The organism is Claveliimonas sp. (genome assembly GCF_037273965.1).
GTDB lineage: Bacteria > Bacillota > Clostridia > Lachnospirales > Lachnospiraceae > Claveliimonas > Claveliimonas bilis.
The window spans coordinates 38,524-60,478 of the sequence record NZ_JAYAZJ010000059.1 but is presented as its reverse complement, the minus strand read 5'-3'; the positions used below and the strand labels follow the sequence as shown (position 1 = coordinate 60,478).

Sequence of the window (21,955 nt, the reverse complement as noted above, 5' to 3'; positions counted from 1 at the left end):
TGATAGAAGTGTCGGTATATGAGAGGAGAAAGAAACTATGAAAGAGATATTTGGAAAATTATCAGACGGACGGGAGATATCCCTTTTTACTCTGAAGAACAAAAACGGTATGGAAATCCGGGTCAGTGATTACGGCGCGGTTTTGGTCAATGTATTTGTGCCGGATAAAAACGGAGAAAAACGGGATGTGGTATTGGGATATGACAATCCGCAAGGATATGAAAATGGAGACAAATTTTTCGGGGCTATAGTGGGAAGAAGCGCCAATCGTATTGGAGGGGCCTGCTTCACTTTGAACGGAAAAACATATCGGCTGGAAAAAAACGATCATGACAATAACCTCCATAGTGGGATGGATTTTTATAATAAGCGGATATGGCAGGTGAAAGAGGCAGATGACAGCCATGTGATCTTCCTGCTTCACAGTCCGGATATGGATCAGGGGTATCCGGGAGCCGTGGATATCGAAGTGACGTACACTCTGACAGAGGACAACGGAGTAAATATCCATTATCATGCAGTACCCGCAGCAGATACCATTTTGAATCTGACGAATCACAGTTATTTCAATCTGGATGGAGAGGGAACAGGGACGGTGTTGGAGCAGAAGGTGTGGATAAATGCTGATACCTATACTCCGGCAGATAAAGCTTCCATTCCGACAGGAGAGATTATCCCGGTAGCAGGAACTCCTATGGACTTCCGGGCAGGAAAGTTACTCGGAGAGGAGATAGACAGCAGCTATGAGGCGTTAAAGTTGGGAGGCGGATATGATCATAACTGGGTACTGAATGGAAGCGGGCTTAGGAAAGCGGCAGAGCTCCTTTCAAGGCAAAGCGGGATCAAAATGGAAGTTTATACGGATCTTCCGGGAATGCAGGTGTATACAGCGAATTTCCTGGAAGATGACCACGGGAAAAACGGTCATACATATGGAAGAAGAAGCGCAGTGTGTTTTGAGACACAGTATTTCCCGGATGCAGTAAATAAAGAGCAGTTTGCAAGTCCTGTTGTTTCAGCAGGAGAAATTTATGAGACAGAAACAAGATATTGCTTTTCTGTTGTTTCTTAAAATTTCAGGAAAAGATAAGTAAGTCTTCAGATTTCTTTTCGCAGCATATGATAGAATAAATATACAGTATGGCAAAAGTGTGGGAAAGAGAAGATGAATACAACGAGAAATATAAAAAGGAGAAAGACAAAAGCACAGCATCAAAGGCAGATGAAAAAATACTGGAAGAGAGGAATGATCTTCCTGGCTGTCCTTCTGGTCGCTATGATCGGGATAAGAGTTCTGAAACCGGAATGGCTTGGCAGAGGGTACATAGAGTTTCAAAGTGATGAGATTGACGCCAGCAAGCCGGATATAGATGTGGAGCTGCTGACAGTAAATCCATATTCCCGGCCGGGGGCAGAGACAAATAGGATTACAGGAATTGTAGTGCATTATACAGCCAATCCCGGTTCTACAGCAATGGAAAACAGGGATTATTTTGAGGGATTAAAAGACAGCCATGAGACTCAGGCCAGCAGTAATTTTATTGTAGGATTGGATGGGGAGGTTGTACAGTGCGTTCCGACATGGGAAGTGGCCTATGCTTCTAATTCCAGAAATATAGATACGGTCTCCATTGAATGCTGTCATCCGGATGAGACAGGAGAGTTTACAGATGAAACCTACAACTCTCTGGTGCAGCTGTGTGCCTGGCTGTGTATGAAGTTTCAGCTGGACGCAGAGGATGTCATACGCCATTATGATGTGACAGGAAAGATCTGTCCAAAGTATTTTGTGGAAAATGAAGATGCCTGGAGTAATTTTAAGGAAGATGTACAGGCGGCTATAGACCGGACCTGAGAGGGGGATGCTGAATGAACCGATGCCCATGGTGTACATGTAATGATAAAATGATCCGTTATCATGATGAAGAGTGGGGAGTCCCGCTTCATGATGATCAAAAACAGTTTGAATTTCTTATGATGGAAGTCATGCAGTGCGGCCTCAACTGGAACATGATGATACAGAAGAGGGAAATCTTCCGGAAATGTTTTGAGGGATTTGATTTTGAAAAAGTAGCAGAATATGAAGAAAAGGATACCGAGCGGATTATGAACACGGAAGGAATGATCCGCTCCAGAAGAAAAATTGAGGCTGTTATACATAATGCCCGCTGTTTTCAGAAGATCAGAGAAGAATGGGGATCTTTCAGCGCCTATATCTGGCATTTTACGGATGGAAAGACCTATCTCTACACCGGACATAAAGATGGCAAGATACCTGCAAGAAACGGATTATCTGACAGGGTGAGCGCTGACCTGAAGAAAAGGGGGATGAAATACATGGGCTCCATTACAGTTTACTCTCATCTGCAGGCCTGCGGGATGATCAATGATCATCAGGAATCCTGTTTTCGTTATCAGGAAATTGTGGGAATGTCTGATGCAGTACATAAAAGGCGCGATAAGGAATAAGAGGCGTTTTGTCGTTGTGTTCCTTCGGCTTTGCAGGAAAAAGACATTCGATTTTGTATGGAAAAAGCGAAAAAGATTGACTTTTCTATGTAGATGGTTATAATAAAAAATAGCTGGTCAGTCAGTGAAAATTAAAAAGATAAAAGCAGAGACGGAAAAGAGTATGCATGTGAGCTATCCAGAGAGAGGGGCAGTTGGTGGAAGCCTCTTATAGCAGAAGATGACAGAAAACCATTCCAGAGCTGTGCTGCCCAACGAAGCAGAAGCTTTCAGTATGCAGCATCGTAACTCCGCGTTAAGGGGACAGGTTTTTTAGACCAAAGTGAAAAATGAAGGTGGAACCGTGCGAAAGACCGCACCCTTGCAACAGGCAGCATAAGCTGTCGGGCAGGGGTGCTTTTTTATTCAATAGGAACTCCGTTCCCTATCGAATAAAACGCTCCGCGGGATGCGCACTCGCGCGAAGTGGAAGTTGCCGTTAAAGCGACCGCGCTCGGCGCGAGAGTTCCTCTTGCGGAACTCTTTGTTCTTCAATGCAGGGTTTTGAAAAAGAAAGGAGAAAAGATATGAAAGTAAGCATGAAAGACGGATCTGTTCAGGAAATGGCATTTACGGATGAGATCGGGCAGGAGGCGTTTCGTCATACTACATCCCATATTCTGGCACAGGCGGTAAAACGGCTCTATCCTGATACGAAATGTGCTATCGGGCCGGCCATCAAGGACGGATTTTACTATGATTTTGAATTTAGTTTTCCGTTTACATCTGAAAATCTGGCAGATGTAGAAAAGGAAATGAGAAAGATTGTAAAGGAAGCCCTTCCTCTTGAGAGAAGCAGCGTCAGCAGAGAAGAAGCTCTCAAACTGATGGAGGAGAGAAATGAACCTTATAAGGTGGAACTGATAGAAGAGCTGCCGGAAGGAGAAGAGATCAGCCTCTACAGACAGGGAGAATTCGTAGACCTGTGTGCAGGACCTCATGTTTCCAACACAAGCGTTGTGAAAGCATTTAAGCTCCAGAGCGTGGCAGGAGCATACTGGCATGGTGATGAGCACAATCAGATGCTGACAAGAATTTACGGTACATCCTTCCCGAAAGCAGCGGAGTTGGACGAATACCTGAAACGTATGGAAGAGGCAAAAAAGAGAGACCACAGAAAGCTTGGAAAAGAGCTTGGACTGTTTGCCATCATGGAAGAGGGCCCGGGATTTCCATTCTTCCTTCCGAAAGGAATGGTTCTTAAAAACCTTCTGATCGATTACTGGAGAGAACTCCATACAAGAGAAGGATATGTGGAGATTTCCACTCCTATCATTTTAAGCCGTCATCTGTGGGAAAATTCAGGACACTGGGATCACTACAAAGACAACATGTATACCACAGTCATTGACGAGGAAGATTATGCAGTAAAACCAATGAACTGCCCGGGCGGAATGCTGGTATATAAAGTAGAGCCGCGTTCTTATAAAGATCTCCCGATGCGGGTTGGTGAGCTGGGATTGGTTCACCGTCATGAAAAATCCGGACAGCTTCACGGCCTGATGCGTGTGCGCTGCTTCACACAGGACGATGCCCATATTTTCATGACAGAAGATCAAATCCAGGACGAGATCAAAGGCGTTGCAAGACTGATTGATGAGGTATATTCCAAATTCGGATTTAAATACCATGTAGAGCTTTCTACAAGACCGGAAGACAGTATGGGAAGCGACGCAGACTGGGAGATGGCAACAGATGCTCTCCGTGGAGCACTGGAAGATCTTGGTCTTGATTATGTGGTAAATGAAGGAGACGGTGCGTTCTATGGACCGAAGATCGACTTCCATCTGGAAGATTCTATCGGAAGGACATGGCAGTGCGGAACAATTCAGCTCGACTTCCAGATGCCACAGAGATTTGAACTGGAGTATACAGGAGCAGACGGGGAGAAACACCGTCCGATCATGATCCACAGAGTAGCCTTTGGATCCATCGAGCGTTTCATCGGTATCCTGATCGAACATTATGCAGGAAAATTCCCGACCTGGCTTGCTCCTGTACAGGTGAAAATCCTTCCGGTATCAGAGAAATTTGCAGACTATGCAAAAGAAGTTTCTGATTCTTTGAAAGCAGCGGGAATCCGCGTAGAGACTGATGACAGAAATGAGAAGCTGGGATACAAGATCCGCAGCGCTCAGATGGAAAAAGTTCCATACATGCTGATTGTTGGTGAGAAAGAGGTAGAAGAGAAAGCAGTGTCAGTCCGTAAGAGAGACGAAGGCGACATTGGAAGCATGAAGGTAGAGGAATTTACCGCGAAAGTGCTGGAAGATAAATAGTGCTGAATCAGCAGAAGAGGAAAAGAAGGTAAAAGACAGCGTCAAGCGCTGAAAGAAGGATAGAAGCGGGGATAGTATCTGAAAAAGATATTGTCCCTGCTTCTTTTTGCCCTGAAGAAAGAGTTCGGCAGGCGGATTTATGAGATATATGTAATAATCTGGAAGAAATCTCAGATAATTGCAAAATATTGCAAATTATTGCAAAAAATTTCAAATAAAACTTGCAGTATTTGCAATAATATGATATAAATATGATAACAAATGAAAGATAAAGGAGAAAATCCATGAGAAATTTACAAATTCCTGCACAGAGACAGAGGCAGATTTTAGATTATATCGAAAAAAACAGTGGGGCGAATATAAAGGAACTGGCGCAGTATCTGGATGTATCAGAAGCTACTGTCCGGAGGGATCTGGACAATCTTGCCGAAACCGGTGAGATAGAGAGAACTCACGGAGGTGCAGTTATAGGACAGGATAGGGTACCGGAATATACCTATGATGTGAAAATGCAGCTTCGCCAGGAAGAGAAGATTAAAATAGCAAAAAGGGCTGCAGAAATGGTGCAGGCCGGAGACAAAATTTATCTTGGATCAGGTACAACTGTGTATTTTGTGGCAAAAGAAATTGCTGACATTGAAAATCTCACTATTATAACAAGTAATTTATATATTGCACAGTTTTTGCCGGTGCATCCCTCCAGTAGCCTGATCGTGACAGGTGGAGAGAGAAGATATGATTATAATTTAATGGCAGGAACACTGACGGAAAATTTCCTGAGAGATATCAGAGTGGATATCAGTATTTTGGGGTGCGATGCTATTGATGTGGAATTTGGACTGTCAGATTCAAACGTAAATGAAGCTCTTGTAAAAAAACTGGCTGCCAATGCAGCAAGAAAGACGGTGATTGTAACAGACCACAGTAAGTTCGGTAAGACAGCCCTGCAGAAAGTGTTCGATTTGTCAGAAGCGGACTGTATCATTTCTGATACTATTGAAGAGGAGGAAATGGTGGAAGCAATCCGGAGGCAGACAGAGTTAATACTGGTATAAAAAAGACAGTTTATGCGGAAGATGGGGAAGGGATCAGTACGGCAGCTAAAAATGCCGCTACTGCCGTCAATTTATAAAATATAAAAGGAGGAGAAAAAATGAGTTGGCTGAAAGAGGTAATCGGAACTGAGAAGGCAATTATTGCAATGTGTCATATGCAGGCTATGCCCGGAGATCCTGGATATGATGAGACAAAAGGAATGGACTGGATTGTGGAAAAGACTTACCATGATCTGATGGCTCTGCAGAACGGCGGAGTTGATGCAGTGATGTTCTCGAATGAGTTTAGCCTCCCCTATCTGACGAGAGTAGACACAGTGACTGTTGCGGCAATGGCTGCTGTGATCGGGGAACTTAAGAAGTACATTAAAATTCCTTTTGGAGTAAATGTTCTCTGGGATGGTGAAAAGACACTTGATCTTGCACAGGCCTGCGGTGCATCATTTGTACGGGAAATTTACTCCGGGGTATATGCCAGTGATTTCGGATTGTGGAATACAAACAGCGGTATGGTGGCAAGGCACAAAAAAGGCATACATGCAGAAAATGTAAAAATGATTTTTAATATTCTGCCAGAGGCAGCGAAATACCTGGCGGATCGCGATATTGTAGAAGTAGCTAAAACAACGGTGTTCAACTGTAAACCAGATGCAGTATGTGTATCAGGACTGACAGCAGGAGCGCAGACAAATACACAGGTGCTTGCAAGAGTAAAAGAGGCAGTGCCGGACATGGTTGTGTTGGCAAATACAGGATGCCGGCCGGAAACAATTGAGAACCAGCTCTCCATTGCAGACGGGGCGGTAGTAGGCACTACATTCAAAGTAGACGGCAAATTTGAGAACGAAGTTGATGAGAGCCGTGTGAAAAACTTCATGGAGGTGGTAAAGAATTTTAGAAATTAAGGAATAAAAGAGAAAAGAGATGGCGATTAATAATGTAAGGAGGGTTTCTATGAAAAGGAAGAAAGTTTTGTCTATCCTTCTGATTTTGGGGATGACAGCTTCACTGGCTGCATGTGGAAATTCAGAATCCGGCGGCGGAAGCGGAGACAGCGGCAGTGATGAAGATGTAGTAACAATTGTTTATATGCGTCAGGCAGGCAATACAGAAGTAGAAGACGAGTTAATTAAAGAATTTGAAGAACAAAACCCGGGGATCAAAGTACAAGCTAATGATGTTCCGACGGAGGAATGTTACAACAAACTTACATTAGCCCATAATGCGGGCAATCCGCCTGATGTCATCATGACATTCTGGACGCCGGATGCAGCGGCCAATGGTATGCTGGAACCATTGCTGGGTACATATGTGGACGAAGAGGAGTATTTGGATCGATTTGTAAAATCCTGCCGTGAAATGGACACATATGACGGCGATCTCTATGCAATCCCCTTTAGGGCAGGCCCGGATTCCTGGTTTGCCAATAAGGATATGCTGGATGCGGCAGGTCTTGAGATTCCAAAGTTTGGTGATGAGTGGAACTGGGATACTTTCAGAGAATACGCAGAGGCTTTGAGAAATCCTGATACAGGCGCGTACGGAATAGGATTGGTAGGAGGAAATACCAATGGTACAGAGTGGCAATTCTGGCCTTTCCTGTTCCAGGCCGGTGGAAAGATTATTGAGAACGGAAAAGCTGTCTTTAACAGTGAGGCAGGCGTAGAAGCACTGGAATATGTCTGTTCTCTGATCGAAGATGACTTGATTCCTCCGGGAATTACAACCGTTGACTTGAACATGCTTCAGGATATGCAAATTGCAGATACACTTTGTATGTGGACAGATGGTCCGTGGATGTTGTCAACAATGAGAAATACCTATCCGGATGAAAATATCTGTGTTGTTCCTATGACAACAGGAAAGACTGCAGGAAACCTTTCAGGAGGTACATCTTTGGGAATGTCATCTCTGTCGAAACATAAAGAAGAGGCATGGAAATTTATTGAGTTTATGACTTCCGATGAGACACTTTTGAAGTGGAACAAGGAAACAGGCAATGCGCCTCCGATTTACAGTGCATGGGAAGATCCGTATTATGCCGATGACAGAGACTGGCAGGTAATTGAAGAACTTGCGATGCAGGACAATGAATATATTATCCCGGCAAATCATTATCCGGAATCCATCGCTCTTAATCAGATCATGAGAGGATATCTGCAGGCAGCGTATATCGGTGAGATGACACCGAAAGAAGCTCTGGATGCGGCAGCGGCAGAGTGGAATGAGATATTGTCGAAATATGATCCCACGGTGTCCGATCTTATATGGAAATAATTGTCGGGGAAATTTTATAATATGAGCCGGGCCTTATGAAGACCCGGTTCTTACTTTTTGACAAGAACGCTGCCTTGGGAAGGTATTGTAAACATACTGCGGCTTTGGGTGGCGACCTATTATAGACAGGAAGGAAATCGATGAATTACGTAAAAATAGGAAATATAAAGATAAACAGAGGCGTTTTGTTTATTTTGCCGGGTATTCTGTTTTTTACCATTATGGTTATCTATCCGGCAGGATATGTTATTTATTTAAGCCTCTTTACAGAAGGAAAAGGGCTTGGGCTGGAACCGGCTTTTGTGGGGTTAAAAAATTATATAACGGTATTTACCTCTAACAGTTTCTGGCAGATTATGTCCAATACATTGTTCTATTCGTTTGTAGCAACAGCCTGTCATATTGTGATCGGTATGGCAATGGCAGTGCTTTTGAACAATAAGCTGTTAAAAAGGAAAACACTGACGGCAGGAAGATCTCTTTTTTTAGTACCATGGGCAATTTCACCGTCTGTTGTTGCGATCATGTTCCAGGTAATGCTGCATCCCAAGGTGGGGCCGATCGGGATTATATTAAGGCGGTTTGATCCGTCCATTGAATTTAATCCTCTGGGGGATCCTGCATTGTCTCTCCTGACAGTTACACTGACCAATATATGGAAATTTACGCCGTTTTATTTTCTGGTATTGCTGGCAGGACTACAGGCGATTGATGATGGACTGTATGAAGCGGCTCGGATGGATGGTGCGACAGGATGGAAACAGTTTACAAAAGTAACACTTCCACTTATGAAAAATTATATTATAACACTGGCTGTATTTGACTTTGTAAGTACTATGGCATATATGGATCTTACCTGGATTATGACAAAAGGAGGACCATTAAATTCTTCAGAAGTTCTGTCAACGCTGGCTTATCGGACATCTTTCCAGAACTTCCGGTTTGGAGAAGGTTCTGCGGTGGGCGTATTGATCTTTCTGATATCCATTATATTTACGACGATTGCCATGAGACTGATGAGTGAGGAGGATTAAAGAATATGGCAGAAAAAAGGAAAAAAACAAAATATGTGATAGGGATCACGCTGATTGTGATACTGCTGATCGATCTTTTGCCGTATTTGTGGCTTTTAATTTCTTCTTTCCGGGCATCAGATGATCCTTTTACCAGTTCGGTGTTGCCGAGCCACTATACATTTCAAAATTATACGAATATTTTCCAAAGTGAGGATATGTTAAGACCGTTCTTTAATTCATTGGTAGTTGCGGTAGGTGCTACTTTGATTACGATGATACTTGCACTTCTGGCAGCTTATGGATTTTCAAGGTACTATTTTAAAGGGCGGGAATTTATTTTAAGTTTTTTGGTGAATCTTAGGACATTTCCTGCACTGCTTCTGGCCATCGCGCTCTATGTTATGGCAGTAAAAACAGGGCTTTACAATACTTACGTGCCTCTGATCCTGGCCAATACGATGATGAATCTGCCCTTTGCCATATGGAATGTAAAAACGGTGATGGATGGTATTCCAAGAGATCTGGAGGAAAGTGCTCTTGTGGATGGATTGTCCCGAACCTCCGTTATTTGGAAGATTATTGTGCCAGTGGCGACTCCGGGACTTGCGGCCACAGGAATCTATGTATTTATTCTAACCTGGAATGAATATCTTTTTGCCACTACATTTATGAACTCAAATGAAATGCAGTTGGTTACTTCTGTCATTGCGTCAGCGGTTACACAGTTTGGAGTAGATTATGGATGGCTGATGACAACGGCAATGCTGGCATCTGTTCCGGCTATTATTATGTTTATTGCAATTCAGAAATTTATTGTTGGCGGATTGACCGCTGGTGGAGTGAAAGGATAATGCCTATGCTGAGAATGGAAAAATATTGTGAAAATGTAAAGAATGATGCATATGGAGGAAGCATTGAGCTGGTGGAAGATGGGATTACCGCCATTGAAAATGAATTGGAGGCGAGAAAACCGGACGATGTAATGGGAGAAGTGGAAGGCTACGTGGACAGTATTCTGGAGGTGACATCTCCCATACTCCCTCTTATCAATATGCTGAACAAATGTATGATATTTATGGAATCTTACAGGGAAGAAGGCGTGAAGCCGGATGTGTTGAGGGAAAAATTTATTACGTTTCTTGAGACTGTCAGAGAAGAACAAAGACAATGTGTAGACAAAATTGGGAAGATCGGTTCAAGGATGATTGATGAGGGAAATAAAGTTTCTACTTTTTCTACTAGTGGATCTGTAATGGAAATTTTAAAAAATGCAGTTCAAAAAGGAAAGAAAATTACAGCGGTTGCGTTTGAAGCACGTCCTAATGCCGAAGGTTACCGAACTTTATATGAAATCAGCGATCTGGGTATTCCGGTCACTTTCGGGTGTGATGCTCTGCTGTGCAAACTTGTTCCAGGAAGTGCTATGTTTTTTATCGGAGCAGATGCGATTTCTTCTACCGGAGAAGTATATGCAAAAACGGGATCTTATTTGGCAGCACTTGCCTGCAGAGAGTTTGGCATTCCATTTTATGTGGCTGCAGACACGAATAAATTTGATACGATGTCACTTCTTGGCTTTCCAATTAAAGACAGCCACCGTCCGGCTGATGAGGTAACAGCGCAAAAGGTCCCGGATAATTCTCGTATTATTAATATCAGTTTTGAACTGATACCGCCTTCGCTGATCACAGGAATCATTACCGAAAAAGGGCTTATTTCGCCCCAGGCAGTCAGTCTTTTGATGGAGCCGGAAAAGATGAATGATACAATGGTAAAGAAACTGGAGAGATGGAAGGAAGAAAGTGAAAAGTTAAATTAGAGGAGAGGCGGGGAAAAGTATGGATAAAAGATGGAGAGAGCTTGCAGACATTCTGGTAAATTATTCTGTGGGTGTGCAGAAAGGTGACCATGTATTGATTACTATGTACGAGACGGAAACAGCACCGCTGGCCCGGGCCTGTTACCGGGCGGCTGTTATGGCAGGCGGTTATCCACACATTGAATATCTGTCTGCATATCTGGAAAAAGATCTGATGGAATATGGAGATGAAGATCAGGTTGGCTGGATCAACGAAATGTCCCTGTATGGAATGGAGTGGGCGGACTGTTATATCGGACTTAGAGGAGCCAGAAATCCCTATGAATTTGCAAAGATAGAAGGGGGAAAAATGGCAGCTCACAAAAAGGCGATGGGTAAAATATCAGCAGCCAGAAATTCTACCAGATGGGTATTGACAAGAGTCCCCAACGAATCTTTTGCCCAGCAGGCGGGAATGCCGTTGGAGGAAATGATGGAATTTTATTTTGATTCTACCATCCGCAACTGGAAGAAGGAAAGAGAAAGTCTGGAGGCAGTAAAAGAGCTTCTCTCATCTGGAAGCAATGTCCGGGTGACCGGAAAAGAGACAGATATTTCTTTTCAGACAAAAGGGCGCCTGTATGTGGCGGCTGACGGTCACATTAATATGCCGGATGGAGAGGTGTATACCTGCCCGGTGGAAGACAGTGTAAACGGGAAAGTATATTTTGATTTTCCAGGTGTGTATGCCGGAAAGTACATAGAGGGTATTCGTCTTGAATTTAAGGATGGAAAACTGATAAATTTTTCTGCAGAAAAGAACGAAGAGCTTCTTAAAGAGATCCTTTCGATGGATGAAGGTGCATCTACTTTGGGTGAATTTGGCATTGGACTGAATTATGGAATTACGGGATACTGCGGAGATATTCTCTACGACGAAAAGATAGGAGGAACCATCCATTTCGCTATGGGACGGGGATATCCGGAGTGTCTTGGAAATGACAAGTCTGCACTTCACTGGGATCTGATCAAGGATACGAGAAAAGAAGGAGCAGTTTATTTAGAAGGGAAAAAGGTGATGGAAAATGGAAAATGGTTTACCGGAGGAGAAGCCGATTAAACTTCTGGCAATTTCGGCAAGTCCGAGAAAAAATGGAAATACCCAGTTTATTTTAGAAAAAGCTGTCGAATGTATGGAAGATCAGAAATTTCCGGTGGAGCTTATAACTTATAGCTTTGCCGGGAAAAAGATGGAATCCTGTATGGGATGTCTGGCCTGCTACAAAAATGGAGGAAATTGTGTCATCAAGGATTCTTTTGAGACGATCAGAAAGCTGTGGAAAGAGGCGGATTGTATTTTGTATTGTACTCCTGTATATGTGGCCGGGATTCCGGGACAGCTGAAAAACTTTATTGACCGGTTAAGTAATGCGGACTATGGGCTGGATATAAGGGGAACGCGTCATATGAAAACCATAGGAGTGATCGCGCAGGGCGGAGATTTCTTCGGAGGAGGAGCAGAGCTGTGTATGGTGGATATTATGCGCCATGCCGCGATGATGAATTGCGTTTACATTCCTCCAGATGCCTCCTATGTAGGAAGCGGAGGATGGGTATGGGATTCTCATAGAAAGGCCATGGAGGAGAAAGCGGCACTTGCGACAAAGGATTATCAGCTGACTCTGGAAAATGCCCGCAATATCATTACACGGTCCGTTGAGATGGCAGCGATCATCAGAACGGGTGCAGGAAAGTTAAGAGGGGTTCTCGAGACAGACGAAAAGTACAGATATTATTATGAGAGAACGGTGGAGGAGTAGATATGGCTTTCATACTGGCGATCGATATAGGTACTACAGGATTAAAGACAATCGTTACCGATGAAGAGGGAAATATTGTGGATGCCCGCGGTGTGGAATACGGAATGCTCCAGAAGGCAGAAGGAAGCGCCGAGCAAAGCCCTCGTGTCTGGTGGGAGGCAGTGATAAAAAGCTTTCAGGAAATCCTGGATCCTGAACGAAAAAAACAAATTTATGCCATTGGAGTATCCGGACAGTTTCAGAGTCTGATTATGCTGGATCAATCCTTTGCCCCTCTGTACAATGCCATCTTATGGTGCGATCACAGAGGAGAGGAAATGCTGCCGGAGATTTCGAAAAAAGTTGGAGCTGACCGACTCTATGAGATCACGGCAAATCCGGCATTGAGTGGGTCTACTGTCTCCTCACTGCTTTGGGTACGACGGTATCATCCGGATATTTTTGAAAAATGCCGTCATATTATGCTGCCTCACGAATATATTCGATTTCGCCTGACTGGTGAGTGCATGACAGATGTCACTTCTGCTTCCAGTATGCAGCTGTTGAATGTTCCAAAAAGGCAATGGGCAGGAGAGCTTTTTTCGGCACTTGATCTTGACAGGTCTATTGTTGCTCCGTTGTGTGAATGTATAGAAACAGTGGGAAGAACAACGCAGGAAATCCAGGAGCTGACTGGTATTCCCAAGGGTATCCCTGTCATTGCGGGAGGCGGAGACAGTGTGGTGTCTGCTATAGGGACAGGTGTGATACGGGAGGGGAGTTGTTTTACATCTATTGGAACTTCAGGAATCATCTGTACCAATACAAAGAACATTAAATCCGACCCGGCCGGCCGGGTAAACACTTACTGCAGTGCTGTGCCGGGGATGTGGTCAGTCATTACCTGCAGTATTACATCGGGATTTGCTCTGAAATGGCTGAAAGAAAATTTCTGTACTGCTGAACAGATAGAGGCACGAAAGACAGGGCGGGATGTTTATGATCTTTTAAATGAAGAGGCAGAAAAAGCAGGTCTGGGAGCTGGCGGCCTTATGTTCCTTCCTTATCTTATGGGAGACCGTACCCCTCATCTTAATTCTGATGCAAAGGGTGGTTTTCTGGGAATCACATCAAACCATGACAGGAGACATTTTGTGCGCGCTGTGATGGAGGGAGCAGCATATTCTTTGCTGGAAGGAATACAGGTGATGAGAGAGCTGGGAATTGAACTGGATGATTATGTTCTGTGCGGAGGAGGAGCAAAAGGAAAGATCTGGAGAGAAATTATTGCTGACATATACGGAAACCTGGTAACAACAGTGCAAAATGACAGTGGATCTGCCATAGGAGCAGCTGTTCTTGCTGCCTGCGGAAGCGGAATGTATGCTCATCTGGAAGAAGCAGTCAGTCAAATGATAAAAAGAAAAAAAGCAGATACGTACTGTACTGCTCATCACAAAAGATATATGGAATATTTCAGACTTTATCAGGAGATTTACAGAAGGCTTGAAGATCTGTTCCCTAAGTTCACATAGGATTTTCCATGATAACCATTCTGGCAACTGTCTGCGGATCTTCGCCATAGCTCTGTCTGGAAATCAGGATATTGTAAATATAGGTTTCGTCCAGTTCGAGCAGAGAAGAAATTTCGCTGATGCTTTTCCCGTCATCGTTTAAGGCGAGAACCTGCTGGACGTCTTTTGTAACTTCATTTAATGTTTTGGGCATGGGATAAGGTCCTTTCTTTCATATCTTTTTCTATAATGGCAGCGCTGCCCTACAGACAAGGCAGCGCTGTCAAAATATTATGTATCTATTGTAATACAGATGAATGAAAAATGCAAATCTTACAGGTAGTGCAGTCTGTCTAATGTGGCAAGTACCATGTGGCGGCCGGCGTCGGTACCGTCGATGATGCGTCTTGCACGGACAGAGTCTCCGATGTTGAGGATCTCGGTGTCTTCTCCGTCGAATCCTTCTACAATCTCATCCCACAGAGGCGCATAAGCTTTCATGCCGAGGCATACAAAACCATAATCAAAGGGAAGTTCCTCCTCCTTTCCATCTCTTTTCACAATGAAGGAGTGAGGATTTACTTTCTGAAGAGCAGTGTTGACAAGCTGTGTTACCTGATGTTTTTCCATGCATTCTTTCATGCTGGAAGTAGAAGAAGCGTCCAGCCCGTTTCCGATCGTTGGAAGCATTTCAATGATGGTTGTCTTTGCTCCGCGGGGAGCGAAAAATTCTACAACATCCAGTCCTACTGCACCCCCGCCGATGACGATGACAGTCTTTCCGGTCATATCTTTGTCAAATGCTTCTACATTTCCCATCAGATCCTTGATTCCGTATACGCCGGAGCCTTCCTTGCTGAGGTTTTCATGAAGCCCGTCGATCGGAGGCAGAAGAGGAACAGATCCGGTTGCGTTCACGACAAGATCCGGATGATAGGATTTGATCATATCTACCGTTGTGTCTACGCCGGTTTTAATTGTAAGGTTTTTCAGTTTTTCCGCCCGGTGTTTCAGATAGGTCGGGAAGTCTGCCAGTCTTTTCTTTGCAGGGATTTTGGAAATTTCTACGGACAGGCCTCCGATATGATCCTGTTTTTCAAGTAAAGTAACGCTGCAGCTCACTTCCGCTGCTGTACATGCTGCCTCAAGTCCGGCTGTTCCGGCTCCTACTACAACTACGTTGCAAGGTTTCCTTACCTGCTGTTTTTTGTAGGCTTCTCCATTGATAAGATCCGGATTGATGGTGCAGCGCAGTGGTTTGTTTCCGCCGATACGGTTTCCTACACAGCCGATGTTGCAGGAGATACATTTGCGGATATCCTCTACATCGCCGTATCTTGCCTTGTTGCACCAGTCAGGATCAGCGATGAGTCCGCGGCCGATGCCGATGATGTCAGAATCTCCCCGTGCCAGGATGTCTTCTGCAACCTGCGGATTCCGGATATTTCCGATAGCGATAGTCGGTTTGTGGAATTTGTCCCGCACTGCTTTCGCCATATAGGAACGCCAGCCGTCCTCCAGATAGTTTGCGTCGATCTGATACTGGATGGATGGGTTTAAAGCGGAGGAGGTATCGAAAATATCAACCTCATCATTTAAAAATTCCAGATATTCCAGACAATCATCTACTGTGTTTCCGCCTTCTACAAGCTCGTCCACGCTGAGACGAAGAGAAATAGGAATCATAGGACCGACAGCCTTTCGCACCTCGTCAATAACCATACGGCAGAAGCGGGCTCGGTTCTCGGCGCATCCGCCAAATTCATCCGTGCGGTCATTCATAGTAGGAGATAAAAACTGGCTGATGAGATAAGAATGTCCCGCATGGATCTCTACCATGTCAAATCCTGCGTTTACTGCGCGCCTGGCAGCAGTGCCGTAATCTTTGGCAATGCTTTCCAACTCTTCCCTGGTAAGAGGGCGGGGGAGCTCTCCGCCTGGTTTGGAAGGAAGGGTGGAAGCGGAGACAGGCTGCATACCTATTCTGGAAGACATAGCGGATGCTCCTGCATGGTTCAGCTGCACGCCTATGCAGGCGCCATATCTGTGACAGGCTTCTGTGAGATTGAAAAGACGGGGGATATAGCAGTCTTTATCAATACGAAGCTGTGTAGTTCCATTGGATCCTTCCGGATATTTTACACATACATTTTCTACAATGATAAGTCCTGTACCGCCGCGGGCTCTGAGTTCATAGTATTTGATGTGTTCGTCGGTGAGCTCTCCGGTATGTCCTGCGAAGTCGCTTCCCATAGGCATCATTGCAACACGGTTTGGCATGACCATTCCTCTTACTTTAAGAGGACTAAAGATATGTTTGAAGTTGTTCTTCATTTACGTTTACCTCCGTTTTATAAACCTTTGTTTGATCATATTATAAAATATTGTTAAAACAAAAACAAATTCATGTTTATGCCTTTGATGATAGAATCTGTCTATGGATTGAAAAATAAAAAGTGTTTTGTTATAATAAGTAACGATTCAGCCATGGGCCTAAGCAGTAGATCAGAGACTTGAACGGAAAAGGAGAAAAGGTGTAATGAATGATTTAGAGATGTATCGTGAACAGCTGGCGCTTTGTGATGATAAAATCATTGACGCTCTTGTGGAGAGAAATTCCATTGTGGAGAAGATTATGGCATATAAAGAGAAATACGGCATGCCGATTCTTCAGCCGCAGCAGGAGGAAAAGCAGAAAGCAAGACTGAAAGAAAAACTGGATGATAACAAATATAAAGAAGAAATTTACGATGTGTTCCGTCGGATCAACCGCAACAGTAAAAGGATACAGGCTCGAAAACTGTTCGATTACAATATTATATTGATTGGATTTATGGGAGCAGGCAAAACAACAGTTTCCGATTACTTGAGCACAATGTTCGCCATGAATATTGTGGAGATGGATCAGGTGATTTCAGAGAGAGAGGAAATGAGCATTCCGGATATTTTCGCTACATATGGAGAAGAGTATTTCCGGGAACTGGAGACAGATCTTCTGGTGGAGATGCAGAGCAGGAAGAATACCGTAGTTTCCTGTGGAGGGGGAGCTGCCTTAAGAGAAAGAAACGTAAAAGAGATGAAGAAAAACGGAAGGGTGGTTCTTCTGACAGCGAGCCCGGAGACAATCTATGAGCGGGTAAAGGACAGCAACGACCGTCCGGTTTTGAACGGAAGAAAGAATGTGGCCGGAATTTCCGAATTGATGGAGCAGCGCCGTGAAAAATATGAAGCAGCGGCAGATATTGTTGTCAATACAGACGGAAAAAGTGTTTTGCAGGTATGCGAGGAAATGATCCAGAAATTAACAGAAATGGAAGAAGAATAATGTTTGAAAAATTTTTCCCGGACCGGTATGTGGCGTCCACATATGTGATAGACTTTGAAAAATTATATAAAAATGGAATAAGGGGATTGATATTCGATATTGATAATACACTTGTACCTCATGGCGCCCCGGCGGATGAACGGGCCATCCGGCTTTTTAAACGTCTGAAAGAAATCGGGTTTTCCTGTTGTCTGATTTCCAATAATCAGGAAAAAAGGGTAAGGACTTTTAATGAACCCATTCAGGTGGATTATGTATATAATGCCCACAAGCCGTCCACAAAGAATTATAAGAAAGCTATGGAGATTATGGGGACAGATGTGTCGGATACGGTGTTTATAGGCGACCAGCTCTTTACGGATGTGTGGGGCGCCAAACGCACGGGCATTCCCAGTATCCTGGTACGTCCTATTCATCCTAAGGAAGAAATCCAGATTGTTCTGAAGCGCTATCTGGAAAATATTGTACTGCATTTTTATAAGAAAAGCCTGGAAAAGGAAAAAAAGGTTGAAAAAAGCAGTAAACTATTATAAAATGGTAAAAGTGAATAAGAATGCCATGTGCCGGGGGAAGGCACAATTTAAGGAGGATTATAATGGTTTCAGCAGGTGATTTCAAAAATGGTTTGACTGTAGAAATTGAAGGGAATATTTATCAGATCCTGGATTTCCAGCATGTAAAACCTGGTAAAGGCGCTGCTTTCGTGCGCACAAAATTAAAAAATATCATAAACGGCGGTGTGGTAGAAAAGACATTCCGTCCGACAGAAAAATTTGAGACAGCTCATATTGACAGAAAAGATATGCAGTACTTGTATACAGACGGTGATCTGTATAACTTTATGGATATGGAGACATATGACCAGCTGGCAGTAAATGCGGATGTGGTCGGAGATTCTCTGAAATTCGTAAAAGAGAACGAGACGGTAAAAGTGATTTCTCATCAGGGAAATGTGTTTGCTATTGAACCGCCTATCACTGTAGAGCTGCGAGTTACAGAGACAGAACCTGGTGTGAAGGGAGATACAGCAACAGGTGCTACAAAGCCGGCTATCGTAGAAACTGGAGCACAGATCATGGTTCCGCTGTTTGTAAATCAGGACGATGTTCTGAAGATCGACACACGTACAGGAGAATATTTGTCCAGAGTATAATGAGAAGTGTATACAGAGACAGATTCATCTGAATTTTAATAAGAAAAGAAAAAGCCTTGCATTTTGTGCGGGGCTTTTTTATAATGTAAGTTACCATAATATCTATCTGCCTGGGATCTGCAAAAAGACAAAAGCATCTGATGGAGAAAGGAGCTTTATGTCATATGAAAAATTCGTGGAACTGTTGGAAAAAAGGCTTCGGGAGGCTTTGCCGGAAGAGTGGGATATCTGTATCCGTACAGTGATCAAAAATAATGGGAGAGAGCGCAAGGGTATTGTGATCCGTGAGCCAGGGCTTAATATTTCTCCGACGATATATTTGGAGGGATATTTCGAGAGATATCAAAGAGGATATACTCTGGAAGAAATCGGGTGTCAGATTAAAGAACTGTACCAGCATGTGAAAGTGACGCACAGATGGGAGGGAGGATTTCTGACAGAATATGAAAATGTCAGGTCGAGGATTATTTACCGGGTAGTGAACTGTCGAAAAAACCAGGACTACCTTAGAGGAATCCCCTCTGTTCCCTTTTTGGATCTGGCTGTTATCTTTTTTGTAATGCTGGATCTGGATGGTGAAGATAAAACGGCTTTCATGCCTGTGGGGGAAGAGCACCTTCGCCTGTGGAATGTGAAAAAGGAAGACGTTTACCGGGAGGCATGTCAAAATACACCAAGACTTCTTCCGGCTGAATTTGCGCCTATGCAGACTGTTATATATGAAATGGCAGGGGAGGAAGGCCCGGAAGAATGGGAGCAGGGCGAAGAGGATGTCCATATCCTGACAAACAGCAGCCGGAATTTTGGCGCAGCAGCCATACTCTATCCTTCCTGTCTGAAGCGTATCGGGGAATATCTGGGCAAAGACTTTTATATAATGCCAAGCAGTATCCATGAAGTGATCATTCTGCCGGTCAGTATGGCGCCCTCCTGGGAAGAACTGGATCTGATCGTCAGAGAGATGAATCAGACGCAGCTTGACAGAGAGGATGTGCTGTCTGACAGGGTCTATTTTTATTGCCGGGAGAAGGAGAAACTCATGCTGCCGGAAAAAGAATAAGAAGAACAAAGAGTTCCTGGCAAATTAAAAAAGAGCAGTCGGTATAAACTGACTGCTCTTTACGTCTCTGACCAGAGTCGAACTGGCGCACCTGCCTCCGGAGGGCAGTGCTCTATCCACTGAGCTACAGAGACAAGTAGTATAATAGCACAAATGGAACAAAATTACAAGATTGACTTTCAAAAAAATAGCGAGTATTATTTTTAGTGCCAGACTGCATACAGAATAAGAAGTGGAGGTAGAAATGAAGGGAAGACTGAAAAGCAGCGGCAGTACAGCAAAAAAGGGCAGGCTCCTTAAGATTGCAGCGGGATGTCTGATATTGTTAGTGCTGGCTGCAGCGGGATTCAATCTTACCAAAGAGAAAGCGAAAAGCCAGGAGACAAAGGATACGGCAGCAGAGCTGCAGGAAGACATTCAGAAGAAAGAAAACAAAGGCTGGGAGCTGATCGAAGAAAATCCACTGAAAGAAAATACGGATACAGCAATCGAACAGGCCGTCCATGATTATTATGAACAAAAGACAAGTGAAAACGGCTTCGCAGAAGGGTATAACAATCTTACAATTTATCTGAAAAAGGCAAGATATGAGGATTGCTATATTGCCTTTGTGAAATATACTATGAAGATAAAAGACATTTATACAGAGGTGCCGGGGATGGAAACACTGTATCTGAGAAAAGAGAAGGGAAAGTGGCAGATCCTCTCCGAAGGGGCGGAGGATGAGATCCTACAGGAAGCAGAAGAGGTTGCATCCCATGATGACGTACAGCAGTTTATGGCGGGAGTGCAGCAGGATTATGCCGGTGCAGTTGCATCGGATGCTATGCTTGCAGAGGTGCTGACAGATCTGGAACAGGCCTCTTCACAGTAGAGAAGTAAGAAATAGGATATACAACGGATAAAGGAAAGGAATAAGGGATGACAGGTTACAAACATGCATTCAGAAAGGCGTTTCCTTATACGATTCCTGTTTTGACGGGATATCTTTTTATTGGGATTGCCTTTGGCGTTATGTATGCGGAGAAAGGGTATTCCTTTTTATGGGCAATATTGATGAGCCTGCTTGTATATGCAGGCTCCGGGCAATATCTGGCAGTAAATTTTTTTACGCCGGGTATTTCTTTTGTACAAGTGATATTCATGACTTTAATGGTAAATATCAGACACATATTTTATGGGATATCACTGCTTGACAAATTTAATCAGATGGGGAAAAAAAGGTGGTATATGATCTTCGGTCTGACTGATGAAACCTATTCCCTTTTATGTACAACAAAAATACCGGAAGGAGTAGAAGAAGAAAAATTTCTATTTGCGATTTCTATTATGAATCAGTCCTACTGGGTAATCGGTTCTGCCATTGGAGGACTTGCAGGAAGTTTTCTGCCCTTCAATTCGGAAGGGATCGACTTTGCCATGACAGCGCTGTTTGTGGTGATCTTTGTGGAACAGTGGATGGATGCCAAAAACAGGATTCCGGAAACAATAGGCGTGGCGGCAGCGTTTCTCTGCCTGCAGATATTCGGAGCCGACAGTTTTGTGCTCCCTTCCATGCTTCTTATTATCATGATCCTTTTTGCGGGACGAAGGAAGCTGGATGAGAAGGAGGTGGCAAAATGCCGTTAAGTGCAGGAGTATCATTTGTAATTATTTTCCTTGTGGCGGCCACTACTTTTGCTACAAGAGTCGTTCCGTTTTTGATATTTCCAAAGGGGAAAGAGATACCGGAAGTGGTGCGTTATCTTGGAAGAGTGCTGACACCGGCAGTGATCGGTATGCTTGTGGTATACTGCCTGCGGGCGACACCTGTGGCAGAAGCGCCCCATGGGATTCCGGAAGCGGCTGCTGTCTTTGTGACAGCGGCGCTTCATGCCTGGAAGAGAAATAACCTTTTAAGTATCGGAGTAGGCACTGTGCTTTATATGGTGTTGATTCAAGTGTTTTTTTAGGAAAAAGAAAAAGGCATATGACGAGCTGCAGATTATACTGCAGAAGTCATATGCCTTTTTGTGCAAATATCCCTTCTCTGCAAGGTTAGCTTAAATTGATTTTCTTTTTCATAATAATATAAGAAATAATATAAAGTATGATGGCAAATACAATTTCCAGGGCAAAGGAAAGATTTAATATATTTGTCATATAGGAAGCAAAGGTAAAGTCAGAGTTGC

The 21,955-nt window shown here is 43.8% G+C and carries 22 protein-coding genes, 1 tRNA gene and 1 other annotated feature; of the genes, 20 read left to right on the top strand and 3 right to left on the bottom strand.

From position 1 onward, the window contains the following. Positions 1-37 precede the first annotated feature (37 nt). The 13 genes from WJ238_RS04385 to xylB all read left to right on the top strand — a co-directional run bounded on the left by WJ238_RS04385 (position 38) and on the right by xylB (position 14,267). Positions 38-1,072, top strand: a complete 1,035-nt coding sequence (locus WJ238_RS04385) for an aldose epimerase family protein (RefSeq protein ID WP_316269115.1) — start codon at positions 38-40, stop codon at positions 1,070-1,072. A gap of 150 nt (positions 1,073-1,222) precedes the next feature. Beyond that, entirely contained in the window at positions 1,223-1,855 is a 633-nt protein-coding gene (locus WJ238_RS04380) for a peptidoglycan recognition protein family protein (RefSeq protein WP_337606266.1), read from the top strand. Between the two features lie 14 nt (positions 1,856-1,869). Continuing rightward, complete coding sequence (locus WJ238_RS04375) at positions 1,870-2,469, top strand: DNA-3-methyladenine glycosylase I (RefSeq protein ID WP_316269112.1); 600 nt, start codon at positions 1,870-1,872, stop codon at positions 2,467-2,469. Between the two features lie 139 nt (positions 2,470-2,608). Further along, positions 2,609-2,835 (top strand) — a binding site (T-box leader). 200 nt (positions 2,836-3,035) lie between these two features. After that, the gene (gene thrS, locus WJ238_RS04370; protein WP_276535516.1) at positions 3,036-4,787 is read left to right on the top strand and encodes a threonine--tRNA ligase; all 1,752 of its coding nucleotides are present in this window, start codon (positions 3,036-3,038) and stop codon (positions 4,785-4,787) included. 284 nt (positions 4,788-5,071) lie between these two features. Then, the gene (locus tag WJ238_RS04365; protein ID WP_256193786.1) at positions 5,072-5,842 is read left to right on the top strand and encodes a DeoR/GlpR family DNA-binding transcription regulator; all 771 of its coding nucleotides are present in this window, start codon (positions 5,072-5,074) and stop codon (positions 5,840-5,842) included. 98 nt (positions 5,843-5,940) lie between these two features. Then, the gene (locus tag WJ238_RS04360) at positions 5,941-6,747 is read left to right on the top strand and encodes a BtpA/SgcQ family protein (protein ID WP_256193788.1); all 807 of its coding nucleotides are present in this window, start codon (positions 5,941-5,943) and stop codon (positions 6,745-6,747) included. 49 nt (positions 6,748-6,796) lie between these two features. Next, on the top strand, positions 6,797-8,119 hold the full coding sequence (locus WJ238_RS04355; protein WP_256193789.1) for an ABC transporter substrate-binding protein: 1,323 nt from the start codon (positions 6,797-6,799) through the stop codon (positions 8,117-8,119). 140 nt (positions 8,120-8,259) lie between these two features. Next, entirely contained in the window at positions 8,260-9,153 is an 894-nt protein-coding gene (locus tag WJ238_RS04350) for a carbohydrate ABC transporter permease (protein ID WP_337606264.1), read from the top strand. A gap of 5 nt (positions 9,154-9,158) precedes the next feature. Next, positions 9,159-9,986: a carbohydrate ABC transporter permease gene (locus WJ238_RS04345; protein ID WP_256193793.1), complete on the top strand. Its 828-nt coding sequence runs from the start codon at positions 9,159-9,161 to the stop codon at positions 9,984-9,986. A 5-nt stretch (positions 9,987-9,991) separates the two neighbouring features. Beyond that, positions 9,992-10,954 (top strand): eIF2B alpha/beta/delta subunit family protein, encoded by a 963-nt coding sequence (locus WJ238_RS04340; RefSeq protein ID WP_337606261.1) that lies wholly within the window; start codon positions 9,992-9,994, stop codon positions 10,952-10,954. 19 nt (positions 10,955-10,973) lie between these two features. After that, the gene (locus WJ238_RS04335; protein WP_337606260.1) at positions 10,974-12,053 is read left to right on the top strand and encodes an aminopeptidase; all 1,080 of its coding nucleotides are present in this window, start codon (positions 10,974-10,976) and stop codon (positions 12,051-12,053) included. Continuing rightward, on the top strand, positions 12,019-12,753 hold the full coding sequence (locus WJ238_RS04330; protein ID WP_337606258.1) for a flavodoxin family protein: 735 nt from the start codon (positions 12,019-12,021) through the stop codon (positions 12,751-12,753). The genes WJ238_RS04335 and WJ238_RS04330 overlap by 35 nt, the downstream gene beginning before the upstream one ends. 2 nt (positions 12,754-12,755) lie before the next feature. Continuing rightward, positions 12,756-14,267, top strand: a complete 1,512-nt coding sequence (xylB, locus tag WJ238_RS04325; RefSeq protein ID WP_256193800.1) for a xylulokinase — start codon at positions 12,756-12,758, stop codon at positions 14,265-14,267. On the opposite strand, the gene WJ238_RS04320 is transcribed toward xylB, so the two are convergent. Together WJ238_RS04320 and WJ238_RS04315 are read right to left on the bottom strand one after the other, a co-directional pair. After that, the gene (locus tag WJ238_RS04320; protein WP_230105722.1) at positions 14,260-14,460 is read right to left on the bottom strand and encodes a hypothetical protein; all 201 of its coding nucleotides are present in this window, start codon (positions 14,458-14,460) and stop codon (positions 14,260-14,262) included. The two genes, xylB and WJ238_RS04320, sit on opposite strands and share 8 nt — an antisense overlap. A gap of 119 nt (positions 14,461-14,579) precedes the next feature. Beyond that, complete coding sequence (locus WJ238_RS04315) at positions 14,580-16,580, bottom strand: oxidoreductase (protein WP_337606257.1); 2,001 nt, start codon at positions 16,578-16,580, stop codon at positions 14,580-14,582. Between the two features lie 205 nt (positions 16,581-16,785). Here WJ238_RS04315 and WJ238_RS04310 point away from each other — a divergent pair, with 205 nt between their 5' ends. From WJ238_RS04310 to WJ238_RS04295, 4 genes are all read left to right on the top strand, one after another. Beyond that, positions 16,786-17,571 carry a shikimate kinase gene (locus WJ238_RS04310; protein ID WP_256193804.1) on the top strand — a complete coding sequence of 262 codons (786 nt, stop codon included), beginning with the start codon at positions 16,786-16,788 and terminating at the stop codon, positions 17,569-17,571. Continuing rightward, positions 17,571-18,104, top strand: a complete 534-nt coding sequence (locus WJ238_RS04305; RefSeq protein WP_230105725.1) for a YqeG family HAD IIIA-type phosphatase — start codon at positions 17,571-17,573, stop codon at positions 18,102-18,104. Before WJ238_RS04310 ends, WJ238_RS04305 begins: the two co-directional genes overlap by 1 nt. Positions 18,105-18,166: 62 nt before the next feature. After that, complete coding sequence (gene efp / locus WJ238_RS04300) at positions 18,167-18,724, top strand: elongation factor P (RefSeq protein WP_230105726.1); 558 nt, start codon at positions 18,167-18,169, stop codon at positions 18,722-18,724. A 157-nt stretch (positions 18,725-18,881) separates the two neighbouring features. Beyond that, a complete protein-coding gene (locus WJ238_RS04295) occupies positions 18,882-19,784 on the top strand; it encodes a DUF5688 family protein (RefSeq protein WP_337606255.1) in 903 nt (300 codons plus the stop codon). A 62-nt stretch (positions 19,785-19,846) separates the two neighbouring features. Here the strand turns inward: WJ238_RS04295 and WJ238_RS04290 are convergent. Beyond that, a tRNA-Arg gene (locus WJ238_RS04290) sits at positions 19,847-19,918 on the bottom strand. A 110-nt stretch (positions 19,919-20,028) separates the two neighbouring features. On the opposite strand from WJ238_RS04290, the gene WJ238_RS04285 reads away from it, so the two are divergent. From WJ238_RS04285 to WJ238_RS04275, 3 genes are read left to right on the top strand one after another with little or no spacing between them, the layout of a single operon-like run. Continuing rightward, positions 20,029-20,658 carry a hypothetical protein gene (locus tag WJ238_RS04285; RefSeq protein WP_230105728.1) on the top strand — a complete coding sequence of 210 codons (630 nt, stop codon included), beginning with the start codon at positions 20,029-20,031 and terminating at the stop codon, positions 20,656-20,658. A 47-nt stretch (positions 20,659-20,705) separates the two neighbouring features. Beyond that, positions 20,706-21,413, top strand: coding sequence for an AzlC family ABC transporter permease (locus WJ238_RS04280; RefSeq protein ID WP_230105729.1), 708 nt, complete (start codon positions 20,706-20,708; stop codon positions 21,411-21,413). Further along, positions 21,404-21,736 carry a branched-chain amino acid transport AzlD family protein gene (locus WJ238_RS04275; RefSeq protein WP_230105730.1) on the top strand — a complete coding sequence of 111 codons (333 nt, stop codon included), beginning with the start codon at positions 21,404-21,406 and terminating at the stop codon, positions 21,734-21,736. The genes WJ238_RS04280 and WJ238_RS04275 overlap by 10 nt, the downstream gene beginning before the upstream one ends. Positions 21,737-21,955 lie beyond the last annotated feature (219 nt).

What these genes read in the sequence shown, in the direction of transcription:
- WJ238_RS04385 (WP_316269115.1), top strand. Translation starts at nt 38, where the DNA reads ATGAAAGAGATATTTGGAAAATTATCAGACGGACGGGAGATATCCCTT.
- WJ238_RS04380 (WP_337606266.1), top strand. Translation starts at nt 1,223, where the DNA reads ATGAAAAAATACTGGAAGAGAGGAATGATCTTCCTGGCTGTCCTTCTG.
- WJ238_RS04375 (WP_316269112.1), top strand. Translation starts at nt 1,870, where the DNA reads ATGAACCGATGCCCATGGTGTACATGTAATGATAAAATGATCCGTTAT.
- thrS (WP_276535516.1), top strand. Translation starts at nt 3,036, where the DNA reads ATGAAAGTAAGCATGAAAGACGGATCTGTTCAGGAAATGGCATTTACG.
- WJ238_RS04365 (WP_256193786.1), top strand. Translation starts at nt 5,072, where the DNA reads ATGAGAAATTTACAAATTCCTGCACAGAGACAGAGGCAGATTTTAGAT.
- WJ238_RS04360 (WP_256193788.1), top strand. Translation starts at nt 5,941, where the DNA reads ATGAGTTGGCTGAAAGAGGTAATCGGAACTGAGAAGGCAATTATTGCA.
- WJ238_RS04355 (WP_256193789.1), top strand. Translation starts at nt 6,797, where the DNA reads ATGAAAAGGAAGAAAGTTTTGTCTATCCTTCTGATTTTGGGGATGACA.
- WJ238_RS04350 (WP_337606264.1), top strand. Translation starts at nt 8,260, where the DNA reads ATGAATTACGTAAAAATAGGAAATATAAAGATAAACAGAGGCGTTTTG.
- WJ238_RS04345 (WP_256193793.1), top strand. Translation starts at nt 9,159, where the DNA reads ATGGCAGAAAAAAGGAAAAAAACAAAATATGTGATAGGGATCACGCTG.
- WJ238_RS04340 (WP_337606261.1), top strand. Translation starts at nt 9,992, where the DNA reads ATGCTGAGAATGGAAAAATATTGTGAAAATGTAAAGAATGATGCATAT.
- WJ238_RS04335 (WP_337606260.1), top strand. Translation starts at nt 10,974, where the DNA reads ATGGATAAAAGATGGAGAGAGCTTGCAGACATTCTGGTAAATTATTCT.
- WJ238_RS04330 (WP_337606258.1), top strand. Translation starts at nt 12,019, where the DNA reads ATGGAAAATGGTTTACCGGAGGAGAAGCCGATTAAACTTCTGGCAATT.
- xylB (WP_256193800.1), top strand. Translation starts at nt 12,756, where the DNA reads ATGGCTTTCATACTGGCGATCGATATAGGTACTACAGGATTAAAGACA.
- WJ238_RS04320 (WP_230105722.1), bottom strand. Translation starts at nt 14,460, where the DNA reads ATGCCCAAAACATTAAATGAAGTTACAAAAGACGTCCAGCAGGTTCTC.
- WJ238_RS04315 (WP_337606257.1), bottom strand. Translation starts at nt 16,580, where the DNA reads ATGAAGAACAACTTCAAACATATCTTTAGTCCTCTTAAAGTAAGAGGA.
- WJ238_RS04310 (WP_256193804.1), top strand. Translation starts at nt 16,786, where the DNA reads ATGAATGATTTAGAGATGTATCGTGAACAGCTGGCGCTTTGTGATGAT.
- WJ238_RS04305 (WP_230105725.1), top strand. Translation starts at nt 17,571, where the DNA reads ATGTTTGAAAAATTTTTCCCGGACCGGTATGTGGCGTCCACATATGTG.
- efp (WP_230105726.1), top strand. Translation starts at nt 18,167, where the DNA reads ATGGTTTCAGCAGGTGATTTCAAAAATGGTTTGACTGTAGAAATTGAA.
- WJ238_RS04295 (WP_337606255.1), top strand. Translation starts at nt 18,882, where the DNA reads ATGTCATATGAAAAATTCGTGGAACTGTTGGAAAAAAGGCTTCGGGAG.
- WJ238_RS04285 (WP_230105728.1), top strand. Translation starts at nt 20,029, where the DNA reads ATGAAGGGAAGACTGAAAAGCAGCGGCAGTACAGCAAAAAAGGGCAGG.
- WJ238_RS04280 (WP_230105729.1), top strand. Translation starts at nt 20,706, where the DNA reads ATGACAGGTTACAAACATGCATTCAGAAAGGCGTTTCCTTATACGATT.
- WJ238_RS04275 (WP_230105730.1), top strand. Translation starts at nt 21,404, where the DNA reads ATGCCGTTAAGTGCAGGAGTATCATTTGTAATTATTTTCCTTGTGGCG.